Raw genomic sequence first — 21,297 nt, 5'->3', positions numbered from 1 at the left:
CGACTTACGGGCTGCGTTTCAGCAGCCCGTCCCCCGGAATACCACGCCCAAGGTCCGCGCCAGCACGGCGAAGTCGACTTTGGCGGACACGGTCTGCGCATAGCGGTTGTCGTAGGCAGCGCGCTCGGCAAAAGTGCAGTTATTGCGTTCGCTGATCTGCCATAGCCCGGTCAGGCCAGGGCGCAGATCGTAATAGGCAGTGCCCGGATAGAGCAGGCGTTGGCTGGGCATCATCGGCCGGGGCCCGACCAGGCTCATGTCGCCAATCAGCACATTCCAGAGCTGGGGCAATTCGTCCAGCGAATAGCGGCGCAAAAAGCCGCCCAAGACGGTCAGGCGCGGGTCATGACGCAGCTTCTGGGTGGAGTCCCACTCCGCCCGGGCGTCGGGATTTGCGTCCAGATAAGCGGCCAGCGCCGCCTCGGCGTTCGGCACCATGGACCGCAATTTCCACAGCCTGAAGACGCGGCCGTCCCGGCCAATGCGCGGCTGCAGGTACAAGGCCGAGCCGCCATCCAGGCGTATCAGAACCACCAGGATCATGATCAGGGGCAGGAAGAAGGGGCCGCCGACCGCCACCAGGGCAAGGTCGATCAACCGCTTGCCGATCCCATAGAACCGGAAGCCGCTGCGAACGCGCGGCTTCGCGGGCGCCAGTGTTGCACGGGCGCCCGTATGTTCGCTAATCGGATGGTCGAGCATTTTTGGCTTCCCTCGCTCAAGAGTTGGACAACGAGGATACCGGGTCCGCTCAGTGCCAAAAGTGAACCGAGTGAGCTAGGAGGTAGGCGCGCCCGGCCCCCAGGCGGCCCGAAGCCTAGCCCCCAGGGGGCGGCGCTAAATTTTTCGGGCATTATCAGGCGAGAAAAATAGGCTTAACGAAGTATTAACGCGCGGCGCCATAGGCCGCGACAGCCGCTCTGGGGCGTTAACCATATCCAAAGAGTTGCGGTGATTTAGGCTTGGTGATGCAGATCCCGGTGCACCGGCTATGTCATAGGAAAATCTAGGTATTTTGGCGTTGATGGCGCGCGCCCCCCGTTTCTTGACGTCACCCGGAGGTGCCGGCGAGGGGCGATATCATGCGCAAGATCCTGGTAGTTTACGGAACGCGGACGGAAGCCATCAAGATGGCGCCGCTCATTACGGCCCACTTTAGCCAGCGCCAATCCCTCGAGGGCATTACAAGGCGGTGCGCGAAATCCTGCTACCGCATTTGCAGCATCTGGAAAATGTGCTGATTACCGCGCCGTTGGATTATGGCGATTTCGTCGCGGCCATACAGTCCGTTATCGTACTGACCGATAGCGGCGGCGTGCCGGAAGACGTGCCCAGCCTGGGCAAGCCCGTATTGGTGATGCGCGAAACGACGGAACGCCCCGAAGCCGTGGTGGCGAGAACCGTGAAGCTCGCGGGCACCGACGAGGACCTGATCGTCAGCGAAGTGAGCACGCTTTTAACCAGCCGGTCCGCCCGTGATGGTATGGCAAAGGCCGTCAACCCTTACGATGACGGCCCTGCTTCGGATCGCTGTGTTCAATCGATCAAACACTTCTTTGGGTATTCGGCGCGACCACTCGACTTCGTGCCCGCCCCGAGTCCGCTCAGGCCCAGGCGCCGCGCGTGTCGTAGATAACCTTGCCGTTGTGCCTGGTGTGGCGCAGCGCCTTGAACGCATCGTGTTCCACCAGAAGCACGATGATGTCGGCCTGATCCACTGCGTCGCCGGCATTGACCAGCCGCAGATTGGCATTGCTGTTCAGCCTGGGCGGGAGCTCGTCCACATAGGGGTCTGCGACCATGATTTCCACCTCGGGCAAAGCATTGGCGATCAGTTCGACCACCTCGATGGCCGGGCTCTCGCGAATGTCGTCCACATTGGCTTTGAAGGTCAGGCCCAAACAGGCGATCGAGGGCGACCGGAAGCGGTTCGCCTTGGCGATCACCTGGTCGGCGACATGATGGGGCTTGTGGTCGTTGACCTCGCGGGCGGTGCGGATGAGCTTGGCAAGATCAGGCGCCGCCGCCACGATGAACCAGGGATCGACCGGAATGCAGTGGCCTCCGACACCCGGCCCGGGCGACAGTACGTTGACGCGCGGATGCTGATTGGCGAGGCGAATCACTTCCCAAACGTCGAGCCGGAGGGATTCGGTGATCAGCGACAGCTCGTTGGCAAACGCGATATTGACGTCCCGATAGGCATTTTCGACCAGCTTGGCCATTTCCGCGCTGGCGGCATCGGTCAGCAGGATCTCGCCCTGCGCGAACACGCGATAGATGCTGGCCGCCTTGATGGCACAACTGGTGGTGAGCCCGCCGACGACGCGGTTGTTGGTGATCATTTCGATCATGATCCGCCCTGGCAGCACGCGCTCGGGGCAATGGGCCACATAGATGTCGGCGCTTGCCCCCACAACATGGGGCATTCGCAGATCGGAGCGCACCGCGCCGATCCAGCGGCTGACCTTTTCGGTCGTACCGGGGGGGCTGGTTGATTCCAGCACCACGATATCGCCGGGTTTCAACTTGGTCGCGATAGCTTCGGCTGCGGCCTGCACATAGGACAGGTCGGCCGTATGGTCGGGGTTGAACGGGGTGGGTACCGCAATGATGAAGGCGTCCGCCTCCGGCATGTCGCGGGACATCGAAAGCCGGCCCATGGCCACGGCGCCGCTGACGGCGACAGCCAGATCCGGTTCGATGAACGGCGTCTCACCGCGCGAGATGGCCTCGACGATGCGCGGATTGACATCGACGCCGATGACCTGGATGCCGCGAGTGGCAAGCACGGTGGCCGTAGGCAGTCCGATATAGCCCATTCCAACCACGGCAATGGTGCCGCTAAAAACTTCGTTGAGCATGATGGTTCCTGCGGTGAGAGGTCAAACTTCGGATCGGGAGGAGGCGTCCAGTTGCAGAGCCGGCGCAGGACGCACCGCCTCGCGCAGGGTCAGGGCCACAAAGGCGCAGTTGGTGACGAGATAGCGCTTCCACAGCCGCCGTGGCTCCTGCAGCAAACGATAGGCCCATTCGAGGCCCAGGTTTTGCCAGGCCAGCGGAGCGCGTTTGGTGAGTCCGGCCAGCACGTCGAACGAGCCGCCGACGCCGTGCAGTACGGGGACATTGAGCATCTGCTGGAAGCGTCGCAGGAAGATTTCCTTGTTTGGCGATGCCATCCCCAAAAACAGCATATCCGCACTGGCTGCCCGGATCTCGGCTGCGATTTCTGCGGCTTCGGTTTCGCCAAAATAGCCATGGTGGCTGCCGGCCAGTCGCAGGCCGGGCCAGCGATGGGCGACCTGCCGTTCGAGCGCTGCCAGGATGGCCGGCTTGGCGCCGAGAAGATAAATGGAGCGCTGTTGGCGATGCGCCAGATCGAGCAGTTCCACGAACAGATCAATGCCGGCCACCCGTTCGGGGAGCGGGCGACCGAGCAGGCGGCTCGCCCAAACCACCGATTGCCCATCGGCGAGCAGCATATTGCAATCCAGCAGGGCATCCCTCAGGGCCGGATCGCGCCGGAGGTTTACGATCTTGGCGGCGTTGACCACGCCAATCAGCAAAGGCCTGCGGGACTGGACGGCCTGCCGGCACCTGTCGACGGCCTCGTCCATCCGAATTCCATCGAGGCTAAGGCCGAACAGCAGCTTGCGCTGGGGCTCCCGACGCCCCGTCAGCGATTGCTTGTTTAGTCTGCCGAGCTCGAATGCCATCCGGGCCTCCCGTTTGCGTGGAGGCAGGTTAGGGGGGCGGGCAATGCGCCAACAATCAATCGGAATGGGTCGGGGCGTGACTACTAGTAATGGCGGCGCCACCAAACCAAATGTCAGCATGCCTATATTTATCTACGGGCTAAGCAAATCTACGCCTGCTTAGCCTTAAATCCCTAGTTCACCAGCACGACGGCTCAAGGCAAATTTCTGGGGAATATTTCGGGGGCGCCGTGTGACAATGCTCAACAAACCCAATATAGCGACGCGCCGTGAACACGCCAGACCGCTGGCGGTCATCGTGGTTACCTATAACAGCGCAGACACGCTCGACGGGCTGCTCGACACCTTGGCCGAAGGGCTGCGTGGCATTGACGACACCGAAGTGGTGATCGCCGATAATGCCTCGGCCGATGGCAGCGTCCTCAAAGCCCAAGCCCATCCCATTGGCGCACGCGTCGTCCATACGGGTTGGAACGGCGGCTATTCCGTCGGCATTAACGCGGCGCTCGCCACGATCGGCGAAGACGCTGACGTCTTGATCCTCAACCCAGATATCAGGCTGTCGTCAGGCGCAGCCGCGCGGCTGGTCGCAGTGCTGCGGCAACATAATGTCGGCATCGCCGTGCCCCGTATCCTGCATGAAGATGGCGGGCTGTTTCATTCGCTGCGGCGCGAGCCGTCCTTGCAAACCGCGTGGGCCGATGCGCTGCTGGGCACCAGGCTTGGTTCGGGCATCGACCGGGGCGAATGCGTCTGCAACAGCGCGCAATACGCTGTGCCGGCCGTCGTCGACTGGGCTAGCGGCGCGGCTTTGGCGGTATCGGCGGAGGCGCGGGCCAGGGTCGGGGAATGGGACGAGACATTCTTCCTCTATAGCGAGGAAGTCGACTATCAGCGGCGCATCAGGATGGCAGGCTATCGCATTGCCTATGTGCCTCAAGCCGAGGTCGTTCACATCGGGGGCGACTACAGTCGCAATGAGCGGCTCTACGCCATACTGACCGCCAACCGCATCCGCGACTACGCGCGACACCACGGCACGATCTCAACGGCATTGTTCCGCGCGGCGGTGTTCTCGGGCGAGGTCCTGCGCAGCCTGCGCGGCTCGACCGTGCATCGAGCCGGCGCCGCAGCTGCAGTCAAGCGGCTGCCGGAGCGCTACGTGACGCGGCCGTCTTTTTCGCGGGTCGGCAAGGCATGAGCCCGGCCATCTCGGTCATTGGGTTAGCGATATGAACATCGTCGTATACGCCCATTCGATGGAGCTGGGCGGCAGCCAGTTCAACGCCATCGAGATTGGCCAAGCCACGCAGGCGATGGGTCATAATGTGCTGCTCTTGGCCGAAGACGGAGCGCTATCTTCAAAAGCCGAACAAGCCGGCCTTGAACACATCCGCGTCAGTACGCGCAGGAGGAGGCCATCTCCCGGGGTGATGAATTCGCTGACGCAGCTCGTTGAGCGACGCGGCATCGATATCGTGCATGGTTACGAATGGCCGCCTGCCGTTGATGCGTGGCTCGGCCCCCATCGCGTGCTTGGCACACCGGTGATGGCCACCATCATGTCCGCAGCCGTCGCCCCATTCCTACCGCGCTCAATGCCGCTTGTCGTCGGCGTCAACCTGCTGCGTCAACATTGTCTTGATGACGGATTTCAGTCGGTGTCCCTGATCGAGCCGCCGGTGGATGTTCAGGCAAATTCACCCGAATTTGACGGCTTTGGTTTTCGCGCCGCCCTCCGGCTCGCTCAGGGTACCACGCTGATCGTAGTGGTCTGCCGACTGGTGCGCGAGCTGAAGCTTGAAGGATTGCTGGTTGCCTGCCGGACAGTGGGTCGCTTGGCCAGCGAGGGCCGAAACGTCCACCTAGCCATTGTCGGGGACGGTCCCGCGCGTGCCGAGGTTGAAGTAGCGGCCGCAATGGCGAACGCCGCGAACGGATCGCCGGTGATTTCGCTCCTGGGCGAACTGCGGGATCCACGGCCCGCATATGCGGCGGCGGATGTTATACTCGGCATGGGCGGTTCTGCACTTCGCGGCCTGGCCTTTGGCAAGCCGCTGATCGTTCAGGGTGAGGCCGGTTTCTGGAAGCGCTGCGATAAAGGCACAGTTTCCCAATTCCTCGAGGAGGGATGGTATGGTTTGGGCGGCGGCGAGGACGGCGAAGATGCTCTTCGCGGTGCACTGGAACCGTTGATAGACGATTCGGCCCTCCGGCACAGCCTCGGGGCGTTCGGCCGTAACATTGTCGTTGATCGGTTCAGTCTTGAAAGCGCCGCGCGAGCACAGGTGTCGCTCTACGAAAAAGCCATCAGCCAATCGGTGCGAGCCAGGGCCGCAGAGATCGCCCAAGTGTCCTGGGGTGTCGGTCGGCACTATGTGCGGCGCAGGCTCGCGCGCGCCCTCCGGCTTCCAACCCCAGCCGATGATTTCAACGCGCTCAACAGGCAGCGGCGCAAGAATTAGCCGCGCGAGGCAGACCGCAGCCGCGCCGGAGGGTGTGGCTGCCGTCCGGATGACGCCTAAAAGTTCGCCTCGTTGGCACGCGTAAATCGAGCGGGTATGGGCCGCTAAGCCGATCAGGTAATCGTGCCGCCAGGGCCCCACCGCTACGATGCTGTTACTGGCGAACACCACGAGCGCGAAACACGCCGTCGCAGAACAAGGGCTGGTAAATATTGTCATCGATGTCGACGAGTAGCACAGGGCGGGGCGTCGCGGCGGCTACGGCGTTTGGGCGTCGTGCCGCACGCCAGTCGCGGGCGGCGCGCTCGTCAGGCCTTAACGCGAGCCCTGTCGAGGTAAAGGAAGCCGCCGCCGAACCGGCTCGTCGGTGGCCGCCTTTGCCGGTCCTGGCCTTCCTCGTCGCCATGGTTATTCCCTGGCAGTTTTATATTGGCCCGATCCACCTCAGCAGCACGCGCGCAGTCCTTTTGGTCGTCCTTGCGCCCGCTATCGTGAAATGGGCGAGCGGCAAGGCTGGCCGCATCCGCCTGCCGGACATCGCGGTGCTGCTATTCATCGGTTGGTGCTCTATCGCCACCCTGCAAATTCATGGTTTCGAATATGCAATACAATCCGCCGGCATGCTGACGATCGAGACCGCAGGCGCCTATTTTCTCGCACGTTCGTACATAAGGACCGAGCAGGACTTTTATGCGACCTGCAGGGCGCTGTTCTGGGTCGTCGCCTGCCTGCTGCCGTTCGCGGTCCTTGAGGCAGTGTCCAAATCGCCGGTGCTCCTCAACTTGTTCAGCAGCGTCATGCATAGCTATGACGTCTTGGGCTCCGATCCGCGTTGGGGCCTGCGCCGAGCCCAGGTGGTGTTCCAGCACCCAATCCTGTACGGGGTATTTTGCGGCATCGCCTTCGCGCCGACGTTCCTCGTACTGGGACATGGCCGACCACTTCCGGAGCGCTGGTCCAAAGCTTCTGTCGTGATGGCAGCCGCGTTTTTCAGCTTGTCGAGCGGGCCGATGACGGCACTGGCCATGCAGGTCGCTCTGTTAGGCTGGAATTGGGCACTCCGGAACTTCGCCGGCCGCTGGAAGCTGCTCTGGATCATTTTGGGCTCCATGTACCTTTTCCTGGCCCTATTCTCGCGCCAATCGCCGGCCCAACATCTGATTAACATTGTGGCGTTCGACAAGGCTTCGGCGTGGCAGCGCCTGCTGATCTGGAACTACGGCACTGAATCCATCGCCGCCCATCCGTGGTTTGGCGTCGGCTTCGGCGACTGGGTGCGAATGGCAGGGCAAACCGCGAGCATCGACATGTTCTGGATCATTTCATCGTTGCGGCATGGCATACTCGCCGGCGTTTTTTTGGGTGCCGCGTACCTGGGCGCGACAATATTGATTGGCTTCAAGCGCGGCCTGAGCGAATCACAAATTCAGTGCCGGACGGCGTATCTGGTCTGCATGGTCGGTTTTTTCGTCGCTGGCTGGACGGTCGATTTTTGGGGCGAGGTGTATACCGCCTTCTTCTTCATGATCGGCAGCGGGCTTTGGCTGCTGAGCGTTCCTGGCAAGACCGAAGGGCTTCGGGCCGGATATCTACCGCAGCTCTCAGAACGTACCGGGCGCGCCGCGCGCCAGCCGATTCCCAACCGGAAACGGGGCGCATCGGCGCCCCGCCTGTGAGCGGTCATGCTTAAAAAGTCCCTGGCTTTAAGACGCTTTACATATCGTGGCCTGCCCGACGTCGGACTGGAACGGCCACAGACCTGCATCATTATCCTTGAAGGCTTCGGACCGGGGCGTCTGCTGGCCTTTCCCCGCGCCCAGGCCCACGTTCTCTCACGATCGATACAACATCCGGGCTGTTGCCTCCAGCCTCCGCTTTACTATGGCGTTACGTTTCCGCGCTGGCCGCATCGGCCTTGCAGAGCTGCTTCATCAGACTCCCGGACCGCGCTGATTCCGCTACAAGCGCAACCTATTGCTGGCCCACACCGGTCGCTGTGGTCGAGTATGCCAAGGCGCGCGGCATCATGACTGTGCGCAAGATGATTAATACGCCCCAGAGTACCGTCAAGCGCATATCGGACTGCGCCTACTCTCGGATCACCTTGCCTATCGGGCATAGGATCGATGCGGCAGCAGTCGAGGCTGAGCGCCGGGAGCTTGCCCTTCACGATTGGAATTGCGCGCCGAGCGCTTTGGTGGAAGCGTCGCTCATCAAGGGCGGTGTCAGCAGGGACAAGCTCATTTCGACCAGTTTTGGCTGGTCGCCTGCGCGATCTGCCCGCGAGGTCGAAAAAAGGCACAATTGGGAGGTTGCAAGCTATGCATGAAGCCGTGGTGCCATTCGAGCCGACCCCGCCAAGCCGATTGCGGACGGCCTGGGACAAGCTTTTATGGGGGATGCGCGCAGTCGGTCCCGGCCGGGTGCTGCAGGGCGGCGCGAGGCTCGCTCTACTGCAATTGCGTCATCCACTGAGGTCAGAAGTCAGGCTGCGGTCCGGCACCGTTATGGAATTCGACTACCCGAGCCAGTTCCCTCCAATGCTGGTGATGTTCGGCGATCTGGTCGATCCCGAATACGCTTTCCTGCGCGACATTGCGCGCCCCGGCTGGACCATCGTCGATGTGGGTGCGGCGATTGGCCAGTTCACCCTGTTCGCGGCCGCCACGGGCGCCAGGGTCCATGCATTCGAGCCCAGCGGCGCAAATGTCGGCACCCTGCTGCGTAACCTCCGGCGTAATGGCGTCGCCCAGCGCGTCGATGTTTATCAGGCCGCACTCTCCAACACTACGGGCGAGGCGCGCTTCCAAACGGATGCTCGAACCTGGCTGAGCCGGCTGGATCGATCGGACGGCGGCGAACTCGTTCGGGTGCAAAAGCTGGACGACGCCATGGACGAGCTGTCGCTCCATCATGTGTCGGTACTCAAAATCAACGTCTCCGGTTACGAGCCGGCCGTAATGGAGGGCGCCTGGCACTTCCTTGCCGAGGGGCGCGCGGACATTCTCGTGTTGCTGCTCGGGCTTGAGTCGCTGCCTTGGTACGAAAAGATCGCTGGGCTCGGCTACCGCTTCTTCTACTACCACCCCGGACGCAAAACACTGCACGAGGTTACCTCATTCGATGCGGATAGTGTTCTCGATCACCGCCCATGGCCCTCCCGGCACATCATCGCCGTTCGCTCCGGCGCCATCGTCGAAGGCATCGTGTCGGGCCTGCACATCCGCCCTCTCCAGAACCGGTCCCCACATGCCCAACGCTAGCTATGGCGAGCGGAGCGCCAATGACTCTGCAGCTAAGACCTCGCCTCGGGTTTCGGTCATCTTGCCGACCTACAACCGATTGCGCACCTTGCCCGACGCAATCGCCAGCGTCTTGACGCAGTCTTTCAGAGACCTGGAGCTGATTGTTGTCGACGACGCCTCTACCGAAGACATTGAGAGCTTCATCGCCAGCATCGGCGACCCTCGCCTCGTCTATATCCGCCGGCCTCAAAATGGCGGCGCCGGCGCTGCACGCAATACCGGGCTGATCCATGCCAGGGGACAATACATCGCCTTCCAGGATAGCGATGATCTATGGCTTCCCCGCAAACTCGACTATCAGTTGGCGGCCTTCGCCGATCTCCCCGGCGAGTTCGGCGCGATCACCGGCCCGAAGATTTTGCATGGCCGCGACGGCTCCGGTCGCTTCGGCCCGGACCAAGTCTGCGTGACGCCGTCGGCGGCGGGGCGGTTGCCGCGCGACGTGGACCAGGTGGATTGGATGTTGCGCGACAATCGTATCAGCGTGCAATGTGCCATGTTCAGGGCCGATTGCATGCCGACACGGCAATGGTTTGATCCGGTTGCCGCGGCCAACGAAGACTATGAGTTCGCCGTCCGGCTTGTGCAGCACGCCCGTGTCCTTGAATACACTGAGCCGCTCGTGCTGGGCGCAGTCTCGGCTGACAGCATCTCGCGATCGCGCCGGCGACAGACGCTCGGCGATATCCGTATCATGAAGAACAACCGCCAACTGCTGCAGCGCTATGCGCCTCGCAAGGCCATGCTGATGCGCAACCTTGCCGGGTTCCTCATCAATGACGGCAAGCCGCGTCTGGCGGCGAAGTTCCTGCTGGCGAGTGTGGCTCTTGATCCGCCCAGTGTGCTGACTATCGCCGATATAGCCCTGCGCAAGGTCTTGGGTTCGGCGAGGCAGCGCGTAGCGCCGATGCAGCGCTCTCCGGGCTGAGGCCGCGCGTCAGCCCCCGTGGGCTTGCGCGCTTGCGGCCATCCTGTTGGCATGCTCTTCGCGAATCCGCTGCGCTTCTTCGTCATAAAGAAAGGACAGGAAGGCGTATCTTGTACCGCTGATGAGCGGCGTGACCTCATGCAGCAGCGAGCAGGAGAAAACCACGGCGCTGCCGACGCCGGCTCGGTAGGTTTTGGGTCCGAACTCCGGAAAGCGGAGGCTACCCCCTTCATAAGCCTCGTTGAGGTTGAGCGTCACCGCAAACCGTCTATGGGCTACCAGGGGCGCTGTGTTGTCACGGTGGGCGTGGAAATGTCCGCCATTGGCCGCCTCGTAGCAGCCCACCAGATAGCGCTCGATCCGCGTCGTCCGGAACTGAAAGGCTCGGTGAATGATCGGCAGCAGCCGGCGCACCAGCAAATCCCGGCATTGCTGCACGGTCTGCTCGTCCGAGACGTACCAGTCGAGGCGCTTGCGGAATGCGGGGTCGAATTTCTCCACCACCTTGCCCGCGGTTTCGATGGCGCCGATCTCCCGCCCGCCCTCCGCTTCATACATCGCGATCATACCTGCACAGAAATCGGCATCAAACACGCCGGGCACGATGAGCACCGGGGCGTCATGGATTTGTGGACGATGAGCGCGCCGTGCCTCAAGCAGAGGCAGCACACGCGCAGCAATCTGTTCGGCATCCGACACAATCTCGATCACTTGCAGCGCCGGGCTCAGCACGAAAGCCAGGCATGTCACGGCGCCGGGATCATCGACGCCATACCGCTTGCCCACGGAGCCATCGATGTCGTGTCCAAAATACCAGCCGGGCTTACCCGCAAGATGCGCAGGCAAGCTTCCTGCCACCAGGCTCAGTCCGATCAAGATCGCCTGGCCCGTTCCAAACGTCTCGTCATGCTGGAGGAAATCGTCCAGCACCCGCTGCGCATCGGGGCCAGCCAAGGCGCCATAAACCAGCAAGACGATATCGCGTCCAGCCAGCTCATCCAGAACCACGTGTCCCCCACCGTCGGACCGTGGCACCGAAAACCACGGTGCCGGTTCGCCAACATTGAGGATCGACATCTATGTCCTCCCATAATTTTGGTGTTGCAGTTGATCTGCTAGTTGACGCGAGCCCTCAGCCGCAGCTCGAAGCCCCCATTCTTGACTACCGCGATGTGGCGAGCATGTGGCGGTCATGCCCAGCTGATGACGATTGCTAAAAGGAGCTAGACGGCAACTCTCGGCGTCGTCCCTTGTCCATTCATCAGCGCCAATAGGGTTGGATAGCCCATAAGGCCTAAGCAACTCCGGCAATTGCGCCGTTCCAAATTCCCGATGTACTTCAGGCACTAAGGGGCTCTCGGCCGCGACGATGTGCGAAGGGGACGGCAATGACGATACTCGTGACAGGTGGCGCCGGCTTTATTGGGTCCAACTTCATCCATGAGTGGCTAGCCCACGGCGATGAGCCGGTGATCAATCTCGACAAGCTCACCTATGCGGGCAATCTCGACAACCTGCGCGATATCGAGGACACGCCGAGTTACATTTTCGCTCATGGGGACATTGCGGACTATTCTCAGGTCAGCGCCTGGCTGGCCAATTTCGATGTCCGCGCCATCGTGCATTTCGCCGCCGAAAGCCATGTCGACCGGTCAATCGACGGGCCGTTAAGCTTCGTCGAAACCAATGTGGTGGGCACCACCCACCTCTTGCAGGCGGCACTGGAGCACTGGCGCAAGCATCACAATTTCCGGTTCCTGCATGTCTCGACCGACGAGGTGTTTGGCTCGCTGGAGCCCGACGATCCCGCATTTGTGGAAAGCAGCCCCTACCGGCCCAACAGCCCCTATGCGGCCAGCAAGGCGGCCTCGGATCACTTGGTTCGGGCCTATGGGGAGACCTATGGCCTGCCGGTGCTGACCACGCATTGCTCCAACAATTACGGGCCCTATCACTTTCCCGAAAAGCTCATCCCGCTGCTGATACACAACGCCACGACAGGCAAGGACCTGCCGCTTTACGGCGACGGCCAACAGGTGCGCGACTGGCTTTACGTGGCCGATCATTGCCGCGCATTGCGCATGGTCCTGGCCAATGGCCGGCCGGGCGAGACCTATAATATCGGCGGCAATGCGGAACGAAAGAATATCGACGTGGCCCGCACCGTTTGCGCCATGCTGGATGACTATCTGCCCCTGCTCGACGGCCGCTCCTATAGCGACCAGATCGTGCTGGTCCGCGACCGCCCGGGCCATGACCGGCGCTATGCGATCAACGCCAGCAAGCTGCGCACCGAGCTGGGCTGGAAGCCGCTTGAGACGTTCGAGAGCGGCATCGCCAAAACGGTGCAATGGTACATCGAGCATCGGGAGTGGACCGCCGCGGTGACCGGGGGCAGTTATCGCGACTGGGTCGCCAGGCAATACACATGAAAATCTTGATCCTGGGAGGCTCGGGTCAGGTGGGTTGGGAATTGCAGCGGTCGCTGGCGCCATTGGGCGACGTTGTCGTGGTAGCGCGTCCGGCGCTCGACCTCTGCGATCCAGGCAGCGTCGGGCGGGTACTGGGAGAGAGCCAGCCCGACGCTGTCGTCAATGCCGCCGCCTATACGGCGGTGGATGACGCGGAAATGCACCCCCAGCAAGCCGATGCGATAAACCACAAGGCGGTGGATATCCTGGCGCGGCTGGCAGCCGACCGGGGATGCTGGTTGGTGCATTATTCGAGCGACTACGTGTTCGATGGCAGCGGCAGCAGCCCGTTCGGGGAAACCAATCCCACTGGGCCGCTCAACGCCTATGGGCGCAGCAAGCTTGCGGGAGACGAGGCCATCGTTGCATCGGGCTGCAAGCACCTGATTTTGCGGACCTCATGGGTGCATGCACCCCGGGGCAGGAACTTCGTCCGCAGCATTCTCAAACTGGCGCGCGAGCGCGATCATCTGCGTGTCGTTTCGGATCAGTATGGCGCCCCCACCAGCGCCGAACTGATCGCCGACGTCACCGCACGGGCGCTGGAGCAAATCATGCACAACGAGGCCCAATCGGGCACCTATCATATCGCGGCTGCCGGGGAGACCAACTGGCACCAGATTGCCCGCCATGTCGTCACCGAAGCGGGCCGGCTGGGTGCGGACCTGAAGCTGGCACCCGAGGCAATCGAGTCGATCGCGTCGGCCGATTATCCGACCCCGGCGATCCGTCCGCTCAATTCACGGCTGCAAACGCAGAAGCTTCGAGACGCGTTCGGGCTGGCCCTGCCGGACTGGCAACAAGGCGTTGGGCGCACCGTCGCCGAGCTGGTGGCAGCATGAGCCGCCGGGGGATCATTCTGGCCGGCGGCAACGGCACGCGGCTGCACCCGGCCACCTTTGCCATGTCCAAGCAATTGCTGCCCGTCTACGACAAGCCGATGATTTACTACTCGATGACCAGCCTCATGCTGGCAGGCATTCGAGAGATGCTGGTGATTTCCACGCCCGAAGATCTGCCGCGGTTCCGTCGGCTCCTTGGCACGGGCGAGCAGTGGGGCGTGTCGTTTTCCTATGCCGAGCAGGCGACACCCGCAGGCCTCGCCCAGGCATTCCTGATTGGCGAAGACTTTCTCGAAGATCGCGCCAGCGCGCTCGTGCTGGGCGACAATTTGTTCTTCGGTCATGACTTCCAGGCGCTGCTGCGCAATGCCGACCGGGGCAATCATGGGGCGACGGTGTTCGTCTATCACGTTGACGATCCGGGGCGGTATGGCGTTGCCGAGTTTGACCGCAATGGCGTCGTGATCGGCATCGAGGAGAAGCCGGCCCAGCCCAAGTCAAACTACGCCGTTACCGGGCTGTATTTCTACGACACAGAGGTTGTGGAAATGGCCAAATGCCTCAAGCCATCTGCGCGCGGTGAACTCGAAATCACCGACCTCAACCGTCTCTACCTCGATCGCGGGCAGTTGCATGTGCAGGTCATGGGGCGAGGCTATGCGTGGCTTGATACCGGCACGCACGATTCCCTGCTCGAGGCCGGGCAGTTCATCGCCACCGTCGAGCACCGGCAGGGGCAAAAGATCGCCTGCCCGGAGGAGATTGCCTGGCGGCAGGGCTGGATCGATACGAGCGAGCTGCTGGCGCTGGCGGCGCCGCTCGAACACAGCGGCTATGGGCGCTACCTGCGCAACCTGACCACAGAGGTACAACTGTCATGAAAGTCACAAGCATGCCCCTGGATGGGCTGATGGTGCTTGAGCCGCGTCTGTTCGCCGATGAGCGCGGCGCCTTTTTCGAAAGCTATAACGCCGACGGCTTTGCCGATCTTACCGGCCAGCACCACACTTTCGTGCAGGACAATCATTCGGTCTCGACTGCCGGTGTACTGCGTGGTCTGCATTATCAATTGGCGCCGCGCGAACAGGGAAAGCTGGTGCGCGCCGTGCGCGGTGCAATCTTTGACGTCGCGGTCGACATTCGCCCGGATTCGCAGACTTTCGGGCGCTGGTGCGGTATGCTGCTGTCGGCCGAAAACCACAAGCAATTCTGGATTCCGGGCGGATTTGCGCATGGCTTCCTGGCGTTGACTAATTGCGAAGTGCTCTACAAGACGGACGCCTACTATGAGCCGGCCCTCGAGCGCTCGATCCACTGGGACGATCCTACCATCGGCATTTCCTGGCCGCTCAGCGGGCAGCCCTTGCTGTCCGCAAAGGATGAAGCGGCCGGACCCTTGCCGCTCGCCATGATGGTTCAGGCGTCTGGAGCCCTTAACGGACTAGCTCGTTAGCTATCGTTCGATTGATTTTATACCCCCCCCGCCTGTGCCATCGTGATGGCTGTAGAGATAGGGGGCGCACATGAAAACCTACGGCAATTCGGTGCGCGGCAAGACCGCACAGTTCTATGATCTGGCAAGCAGCGCCGCGGTTTCCGCCGTGCAACGCCTGACGGTCAAACCAAACCCTACAGCCAGTTTTCGGGCAGGCGGGAGCGCCCCTCAGTGGGCGGCCGCCTTGGCCTCGACCCCGATCAGCGCAACGCCTAACTTCGACCGGCCGCGCCAGTTTCTTGCCGGCAATCACGAGAGCTACAGCACGAGGCTGCTCGGCGATGGAGCCGGCAATGTCCTGAATTTTGCGCCCGCCAGCTCTTCTGTGAGCGGGGCGCCGCAAGTTTCGTCCTTCGTTGTCGCACCACCGGCGGTGGTGAGCGTCGAGGTCCCAACGACGACCGCGCCTGCGACAGTTATGCCCTTCAGCGTGCCGGCCGCGTCACCGGTCGCAACCCTCAAGGCTGTGATCGCTCCAACCGATCCGTCGCCGCTGCCAGCTGTGCCGTCCTCCGATGAAGCAGCGTCGGCCTCGCTCGCCAAGGGGACGACCGCCATGGCGGATTGGCGCGGCAGCTGGATTTCGGCCGCGGCCACCACGCCATGTGGCTCCTGCACCGGGCGGGCCTGTACCATGTGCTCGGTCCGCACAGGCGGGCCAACCGCGACAAATGGCAAGCCCACCGGCTATGCGCAGCGTACGCTGATGTTCTATCAGCCCGACGAGACGATCGCGGCAAGCAGCAGCAAGATCGCGCCAGCCCTGACGCCGTCCGCCGCCAAGACTGATGTTACCGGCTTTGCGACCACGCTGGCACTGACCGCCTCCAATGCGATCGTGCTGGAAAACCAGAAGCAGGGCACGCCCGAAAGCGTGTGGATGATCGATGCCGGCGATTCCACCATTGAGGGCTACGCCGCGCAGTTCACGCTCAACCACGGCAATACCGTTGATTTCAAGATCAACACCGACTCCAAGGACTATACGATCGACATCTACCGGCTGGGTTATTACGGCGGTGATGGTGCGCGCAAGGTCGGCACGATCGAAAGGGACTTGGCAACCGCCCAGATCCAGCCCACCCCGCTATTCGACCCCACGACCAAGCTGGTGGATGCCGGCAACTGGTTGGTATCCGCCTCTTGGGCCGTTCCGCAGGACGCAGTGTCCGGAGTCTATTTCGCGCGGCTGCAGCGGCACGATGGCTCGGGCGGCGAGAACATCATTCCGTTCATCGTGCGAGACGACAACGCACCGAGCGACATCACCTTCCAGACCTCGGATACCACCTGGCAGGCCTATAACTGGTGGGGCGGCTACAATTTCTACGGTGGCGTAGACGAGGCCGGCCATGCCGGCCGCGCCAGCGCCGTCAGCTATAATCGCCCCATCATCACCCGGGACGGCGGCTTTGCGGCCGGGCCACAGGATTTCATTTTCGGCGCTGAATATTCGGCGATCCGGTTTATCGAGCAGAACGGCTATGACGTCAATTACATCTCGGGCATCGATACTGCTCGCGATGCCGCCCAACTGCTCAACAGCAAGATTTTCTTGTCGGTCGGGCATGACGAGTACTGGTCGGGAGATCAGCGCGACAATGTCGAAGCCGCGCGCGATGCCGGCGTCAACCTGTCGTTCTGGAGCGGCAACGAGGTCTATTGGGAAACCCGCTGGGAAGCCAGCATCGATGGCTCGGGCACCCCATACAAGACCCTGGTGTCCTACAAGGAACGCTGGGACAACACCAATTCGGATACGGCCGGGACAACTTCCACATGGCGCGACCCTGTTTTCGGGTCCGGAGCGCCCGAAAACGCACTGACCGGAACGATTTTCACGGTCGATTCCTATCGGCTCGATGCGATCACCGTGCCTTATGACATGTCGAACCTGAGATTTTGGAGCAACACGGCGGTCGCCGACCTGCAGCCGAACCAGGTCTATACGCTGACGCAGAACCTTTTGGGTTATGAGTGGGACTCCGACCTCGACAACGGCTTCCGGCCCGCCGGGCTGGTCCCGCTGTCCTCAACCACGGTCGACGTCCAGACCAAGCTGCTCGACTATGGCAATGCCGTTGGGCCGGGCACAGCCTCCCATGCGCTGACGCTCTATCGCGCACCCAGTGGTGCGCTCGTCTTCGGCGCCGGCACCGTGTATTGGTCATGGGGGCTGGATAGCCACCACGACAACGAGGTGACGCCGACCGACAAGAACGTGCAGCAGTCGATGATTAATCTGTTCGCCGAAATGGGCGTTCAGCCGGCGACGCTGATGCAGAGCCTGGCAGTTGCCGCCCAGAGCACCGATCATGTGGCGCCGACCACCACCATTGCCCAACTGCCCACCGGTCTGACGGCGGCCCAAGCCTATACCATTACCGGCACCGCCGTTGATGCGGGCGGTGGCCTCGTGGCAGTGGTCGAGGTCTCCACCGATGGTGGTACTTCCTGGCACCGGGCCACCGGCTACAACAGCTGGTCCTATACCTGGACGCCCAGCATCAGTGGGACCTATACGATCAAGTCGCGCGCGGTCGATGACAGCGTCAATCTGGAGACGCCGAGCGCCGGCAGGACTGTCACGGTCGCTCAAGCAAGCGCATCGACGCTATTCCTGCCCGGCGACACGCCCGCCGTTCCGTTCGACAACGACAGCAATCCGGTGACCGTGGGGGTAAGGTTTACCTCGTCGCAATCGGGCAGCATTGTGGGTCTGCGCTACTATAAGGGGAGCGTTAATGCCGGTGATCGTATCGGCTCGCTCTGGAGCTCAACCGGCACCCTGCTGGCCAAAGCGACCTTTACCAACGAGAGCGCAATCGGCTGGCAAACCGTCGCCTTCGACAATCCAATCTCGATCACCGCGGGCACGACGTATACGGCCAGTTATTTTGGCACCTTTGGCTATGCGGTAACGTCGGACTACTTCTCCAACCCTCACACCAACGGGCCGCTGACGGCCACCAATGGCTACTTCACCTATGCGGCCCAAAACGCGTTCCCAACCTCGGTGGGAGGGGGCAGCAATTACTGGGTCGACGTGGTGTTCAACCCGACGCCGACGCCTAATCAGCCACCCGTCGGCAATAACGATAATAACTATCTGGTTGCCCGCAACACGCCACAAACCTTTACCTTCGCGCAACTGCTCTCCAACGACACCGACCCCAATAACGACGTGCTGACGGTTATCGGCGCGGGAGCGGCATCGGGCGGCACGGTCGTGTTCAATGCGCAACAACAGACCATAACTTTCACGCCCAATGCCGGCTATCTCGGCGCGGCGACCTTCGGCTATTCTATCTCCGATGGGCGCGATGGCACGGGTTCGGCTTTCGTCAACATGAACGTCGTCGCCTCGGTCAGCACGAGTTCGCTGTTCACCGCTGCTGATACGCCCACCGACTTGACGAGCAGCGACACCAGCCGGGTTAATCTCGGCGTCAAATTCGTCGCGTCGGCCGCCGGTACCATCACCGGCATGAAGTATTACAAGAGCGCCGGCGATATCGGTACCCATGTCGGCTCGCTCTGGAGCAGCACTGGCGTGCTGCTGGCCAGCGCGACGTTCGTCAATGAGACCGCCAGCGGCTGGCAAACCGTCAGCTTCGGCAGCCCGGTGCAGATCGCCGCCGGAACGACCTATGTCGCCAGCTATCTCAGCAACGGCCACTACGCGTCCACCACCAACTACTTCGTTACCGACAAGGTCAGTGGCTTCCTGACGGCGCCTGGAGCGAGCAACGGCGTTTACAGCTACGGCGCCGTGAGCGCCATGCCGACCAGCACCTATAGCAGAACGAATTACTGGGTCGATGTGCTGATGACCTCCACCGCCGCCGGCAACCAGGCACCCGTGGCGGCCAATGACAGCGGCTTCACCACGCCGAACAGTACCGCGCTGACGCTGACCGCAGCGACGCTGCTGGCCAACGACACCGACCCTGACGGCAATTCTCTGTCGATTACCGGGGTCAGCGCGGCGCTCAATGGCACAGCTGTGTTTAATGCCCAGACCAATACGGTCGTGTTCACCCCAACGACGGGCTATTCCGGAGCCGCTTCCTTCGTCTATGCGATCAGCGATGGCTTTGGCGGCACGGCCAGTGCAACAGTCGCGCTGACCGTGGCGGCGCCGGCGAACCGGCCGCCGGTTGCCACCAACGACACGGGCTACACCACCCAGCAAGGTGTTACTTTGCAGATCGCGGCGTCAGCGTTGCTGGCCAACGACAATGATCCCGATGGCGACGCGCTGAGCATAACAGGCGTCAGCGGCGGCACCAACGGCACCGTCGCGTTCAACGCCCAAACCAATATCGTCACCTTCACCCCCACCGCCGGCTACGCTGGTGCCGCCAGCTTCACCTATGCCGTGGCCGACGGGCGCGGTGGTACGGCGTCAGCCGGGGTCGCCCTAGCGGTCACCGCAGCTACGCCCACCGGCACAACCTTGTTTGCCACCAACGCAACGCCGGCCAATGCCAACGTCAACGACGCCAGCTCGGTCGAGCTGGGCATGAGATTCACGGTGGCCACCAACGGCACGATCAATGGCATGCGCTTCTACAAGGGCGCGCAGAACACCGGCACCCATACCGGTACATTGTGGACGAGCACCGGCACCCAATTGGGCACAGTGACCTTCACCAACGAAACCGCCAGCGGCTGGCAATCGGCCAGCTTCAGCAATCCGATCGCGGTCGCTGCGGGCACTTCCTACGTAGTGTCCTATCATACCTCCATCGGATTCTATTCGGCGACCGCCGCCTATTTCGGCGCCGCGACCAGCAATGGCGGGATCACGGCGCCGGCGAACACGGGCGGCGCGGGCAATGGCGTGTTTGCCTATGGTTCGGCAACGAGCTTTCCATCGGGCAGCTACAACGCCACCAATTACTGGGTCGACGTTTATTACCAGAACGCGGCCAATATCGCGCCCGTGGCCAACAACGACAGCGGCTTGACCGTGCAGAGTAATGCGTCGGTGCAGATCGCCGCCGCCACGTTGCTGGCCAACGATACAGATGCCAATGGCGACCCCTTGTCGATCACCGGGGTCAGCGCCGCGACCAACGGCACGGTGTCGTTCAACGCCCAGACCAATATCGTGACCTTCACCCCCACGACCAACTATACCGGCGCCGCTAGCTTCAGCTACGCCGTTTCGGACGGCCGTGGCGGCACGGCGGCAGCAACTGCGGGGCTGACGGTTTCGACACCGGCGACCGCGACCTCGCTGTTCGCGCCGACCGCCACGCCGAGCACGGTAACTGTGAACGATCCCAACGGGGTCGAACTCGGCATGAAGTTCACCACCTCCCAGGCCGGCACCATTTCGGGTATCAAATTCTACAAAGGCCCCACCAATACCGGCACCCATACCGGCACCTTATGGAGCGCGGCAGGGGCCAATCTGGGCACCCTGACCTTCCAGAACGAGACGGCAAGCGGCTGGCAAACCGCCAGCTTCACGGCGCCGATCGCCATCACGGCAGGGGCGACTTATGTCGTGTCCTACCACAGCAACGGCAATTACTCGGCCAGTTCCAACGGGTTTGCCTCGGCTGTGACCTCGGGGCCATTGACTGCGCCGTCGAGCGTCTCCAGCGGCGGCAACGGGCTCTATGCCTATGGCAGTGCCAGTGCCTTCCCAACCAACAGCTACAACGCCACCAACTACTATGTCGACGTCGTCTTCAACGGTTCGCTCGCCTCTTAGGCCGGCGCAAAATAAGGAGTTAGAATCGTGCAGGAACTTTATGCCGACGCCATCGGGGAAATCACCGTCACGGGCACCATCGTACGCATCGATCTGGTCAGCCTGTCGACCACAATGCGCGACGATCTCGGTCAATTGGTGCCCGAACATCGCCAGCGTATCGTCATGTCGCTCGAAGGCTTCGCCAACAGCTTTGATGTATTGCAAAACGCCATGAACGGGCTGATCGAAGCCGGCGCAATCCGCAAGAACATGCCCGATGATGTGGTGATGCCCGTCAATGCGCCCCGGCCGAACGGCAATGGCGTGCGCCATAACGCATCCCCCAATTTTGACTGACCGGTAGT

17 protein-coding genes are annotated in these 21,297 nt (G+C 62.1%); 13 read left to right on the top strand and 4 right to left on the bottom strand.

The window, feature by feature from the left end; translation table 11 throughout:
* Nucleotides 1-18 precede the first annotated feature (18 nt).
* Nucleotides 19-702 carry a sugar transferase gene (locus ABIB57_RS14605; protein ID WP_354041751.1) on the bottom strand — a complete coding sequence of 228 codons (684 nt, stop codon included), beginning with the start codon at nt 700-702 and terminating at the stop codon, nt 19-21.
* A 490-nt stretch (nt 703-1,192) separates the two neighbouring features.
* Between ABIB57_RS14605 and ABIB57_RS14600 the strand changes: the two genes are divergently transcribed.
* Entirely contained in the window at nt 1,193-1,636 is a 444-nt protein-coding gene (locus ABIB57_RS14600) for a UDP-N-acetylglucosamine 2-epimerase (protein ID WP_354041749.1), read from the top strand.
* Here ABIB57_RS14600 and wecC read toward each other — a convergent pair.
* Nucleotides 1,605-2,864: a UDP-N-acetyl-D-mannosamine dehydrogenase gene (gene wecC / locus ABIB57_RS14595; RefSeq protein ID WP_299725557.1), complete on the bottom strand. Its 1,260-nt coding sequence runs from the start codon at nt 2,862-2,864 to the stop codon at nt 1,605-1,607. The genes ABIB57_RS14600 and wecC overlap by 32 nt on opposite strands.
* Nucleotides 2,865-2,885: 21 nt before the next feature.
* Nucleotides 2,886-3,716: a WecB/TagA/CpsF family glycosyltransferase gene (locus ABIB57_RS14590; RefSeq protein WP_354041748.1), complete on the bottom strand. Its 831-nt coding sequence runs from the start codon at nt 3,714-3,716 to the stop codon at nt 2,886-2,888.
* A 238-nt stretch (nt 3,717-3,954) separates the two neighbouring features.
* Between ABIB57_RS14590 and ABIB57_RS14585 the strand changes: the two genes are divergently transcribed.
* The 6 genes from ABIB57_RS14585 (at nt 3,955) to ABIB57_RS14560 (ending at nt 10,414) form a co-directional block, all read left to right on the top strand.
* A complete protein-coding gene (locus tag ABIB57_RS14585; protein WP_354041919.1) occupies nt 3,955-4,917 on the top strand; it encodes a glycosyltransferase in 963 nt (320 codons plus the stop codon).
* A 31-nt stretch (nt 4,918-4,948) separates the two neighbouring features.
* Entirely contained in the window at nt 4,949-6,181 is a 1,233-nt protein-coding gene (locus ABIB57_RS14580; RefSeq protein ID WP_354041747.1) for a glycosyltransferase family 4 protein, read from the top strand.
* A 377-nt stretch (nt 6,182-6,558) separates the two neighbouring features.
* The gene (locus tag ABIB57_RS14575) at nt 6,559-7,857 is read left to right on the top strand and encodes an O-antigen ligase family protein (RefSeq protein WP_354041745.1); all 1,299 of its coding nucleotides are present in this window, start codon (nt 6,559-6,561) and stop codon (nt 7,855-7,857) included.
* A 350-nt stretch (nt 7,858-8,207) separates the two neighbouring features.
* Nucleotides 8,208-8,510 carry a hypothetical protein gene (locus ABIB57_RS14570; protein WP_354041744.1) on the top strand — a complete coding sequence of 101 codons (303 nt, stop codon included), beginning with the start codon at nt 8,208-8,210 and terminating at the stop codon, nt 8,508-8,510.
* The gene (locus ABIB57_RS14565) at nt 8,503-9,444 is read left to right on the top strand and encodes an FkbM family methyltransferase (protein ID WP_354041742.1); all 942 of its coding nucleotides are present in this window, start codon (nt 8,503-8,505) and stop codon (nt 9,442-9,444) included. The genes ABIB57_RS14570 and ABIB57_RS14565 overlap by 8 nt, the downstream gene beginning before the upstream one ends.
* Nucleotides 9,431-10,414, top strand: coding sequence for a glycosyltransferase (locus ABIB57_RS14560; protein WP_354041741.1), 984 nt, complete (start codon nt 9,431-9,433; stop codon nt 10,412-10,414). The genes ABIB57_RS14565 and ABIB57_RS14560 overlap by 14 nt, the downstream gene beginning before the upstream one ends.
* A 9-nt stretch (nt 10,415-10,423) precedes the next feature.
* Here ABIB57_RS14560 and ABIB57_RS14555 read toward each other — a convergent pair whose 3' ends face one another.
* Entirely contained in the window at nt 10,424-11,491 is a 1,068-nt protein-coding gene (locus ABIB57_RS14555) for a 2OG-Fe(II) oxygenase (protein ID WP_354041740.1), read from the bottom strand.
* Nucleotides 11,492-11,802: 311 nt separating this feature from the next.
* Between ABIB57_RS14555 and rfbB the strand changes: the two genes are divergently transcribed.
* The 6 genes from rfbB (at nt 11,803) to ABIB57_RS14525 (ending at nt 21,289) form a co-directional block, all read left to right on the top strand.
* Entirely contained in the window at nt 11,803-12,846 is a 1,044-nt protein-coding gene (rfbB, locus tag ABIB57_RS14550) for a dTDP-glucose 4,6-dehydratase (RefSeq protein ID WP_354041738.1), read from the top strand.
* Nucleotides 12,843-13,727 carry a dTDP-4-dehydrorhamnose reductase gene (rfbD, locus tag ABIB57_RS14545; protein WP_354041737.1) on the top strand — a complete coding sequence of 295 codons (885 nt, stop codon included), beginning with the start codon at nt 12,843-12,845 and terminating at the stop codon, nt 13,725-13,727. Before rfbB ends, rfbD begins: the two co-directional genes overlap by 4 nt.
* Nucleotides 13,724-14,608: a glucose-1-phosphate thymidylyltransferase RfbA gene (gene rfbA, locus ABIB57_RS14540; protein WP_354041736.1), complete on the top strand. Its 885-nt coding sequence runs from the start codon at nt 13,724-13,726 to the stop codon at nt 14,606-14,608. Before rfbD ends, rfbA begins: the two co-directional genes overlap by 4 nt.
* A complete protein-coding gene (gene rfbC / locus ABIB57_RS14535) occupies nt 14,605-15,180 on the top strand; it encodes a dTDP-4-dehydrorhamnose 3,5-epimerase (RefSeq protein WP_354041735.1) in 576 nt (191 codons plus the stop codon). Before rfbA ends, rfbC begins: the two co-directional genes overlap by 4 nt.
* 70 nt (nt 15,181-15,250) lie before the next feature.
* Nucleotides 15,251-20,950 (top strand): DUF4082 domain-containing protein, encoded by a 5,700-nt coding sequence (locus ABIB57_RS14530; RefSeq protein WP_354041734.1) that lies wholly within the window; start codon nt 15,251-15,253, stop codon nt 20,948-20,950.
* A 24-nt stretch (nt 20,951-20,974) separates the two neighbouring features.
* Complete coding sequence (locus tag ABIB57_RS14525; protein ID WP_354041917.1) at nt 20,975-21,289, top strand: hypothetical protein; 315 nt, start codon at nt 20,975-20,977, stop codon at nt 21,287-21,289.
* Nucleotides 21,290-21,297: the final 8 nt, after the last annotated feature.

Origin of the sequence: Devosia sp. UYZn731 (genome assembly GCF_040546795.1) — a bacterium.
Classification (GTDB): domain Bacteria; phylum Pseudomonadota; class Alphaproteobacteria; order Rhizobiales; family Devosiaceae; genus Devosia.
The sequence above is the reverse complement of the archived record's forward strand: the minus strand, read 5'-3'. Positions and strand labels throughout refer to the sequence as shown.

Coding starts and splice junctions, on each gene's coding strand:
- ABIB57_RS14605 (WP_354041751.1), bottom strand. CDS start 702: ATGCTCGACCATCCGATTAGCGAACATACGGGCGCCCGTGCAACACTG.
- wecC (WP_299725557.1), bottom strand. CDS start 2,864: ATGCTCAACGAAGTTTTTAGCGGCACCATTGCCGTGGTTGGAATGGGC.
- ABIB57_RS14590 (WP_354041748.1), bottom strand. CDS start 3,716: ATGGCATTCGAGCTCGGCAGACTAAACAAGCAATCGCTGACGGGGCGT.
- ABIB57_RS14585 (WP_354041919.1), top strand. CDS start 3,955: ATGCTCAACAAACCCAATATAGCGACGCGCCGTGAACACGCCAGACCG.
- ABIB57_RS14580 (WP_354041747.1), top strand. CDS start 4,949: ATGAACATCGTCGTATACGCCCATTCGATGGAGCTGGGCGGCAGCCAG.
- ABIB57_RS14570 (WP_354041744.1), top strand. CDS start 8,208: ATGACTGTGCGCAAGATGATTAATACGCCCCAGAGTACCGTCAAGCGC.
- ABIB57_RS14565 (WP_354041742.1), top strand. CDS start 8,503: ATGCATGAAGCCGTGGTGCCATTCGAGCCGACCCCGCCAAGCCGATTG.
- ABIB57_RS14560 (WP_354041741.1), top strand. CDS start 9,431: ATGCCCAACGCTAGCTATGGCGAGCGGAGCGCCAATGACTCTGCAGCT.
- ABIB57_RS14555 (WP_354041740.1), bottom strand. CDS start 11,491: ATGTCGATCCTCAATGTTGGCGAACCGGCACCGTGGTTTTCGGTGCCA.
- rfbB (WP_354041738.1), top strand. CDS start 11,803: ATGACGATACTCGTGACAGGTGGCGCCGGCTTTATTGGGTCCAACTTC.
- rfbD (WP_354041737.1), top strand. CDS start 12,843: ATGAAAATCTTGATCCTGGGAGGCTCGGGTCAGGTGGGTTGGGAATTG.
- rfbA (WP_354041736.1), top strand. CDS start 13,724: ATGAGCCGCCGGGGGATCATTCTGGCCGGCGGCAACGGCACGCGGCTG.
- rfbC (WP_354041735.1), top strand. CDS start 14,605: ATGAAAGTCACAAGCATGCCCCTGGATGGGCTGATGGTGCTTGAGCCG.
- ABIB57_RS14530 (WP_354041734.1), top strand. CDS start 15,251: ATGAAAACCTACGGCAATTCGGTGCGCGGCAAGACCGCACAGTTCTAT.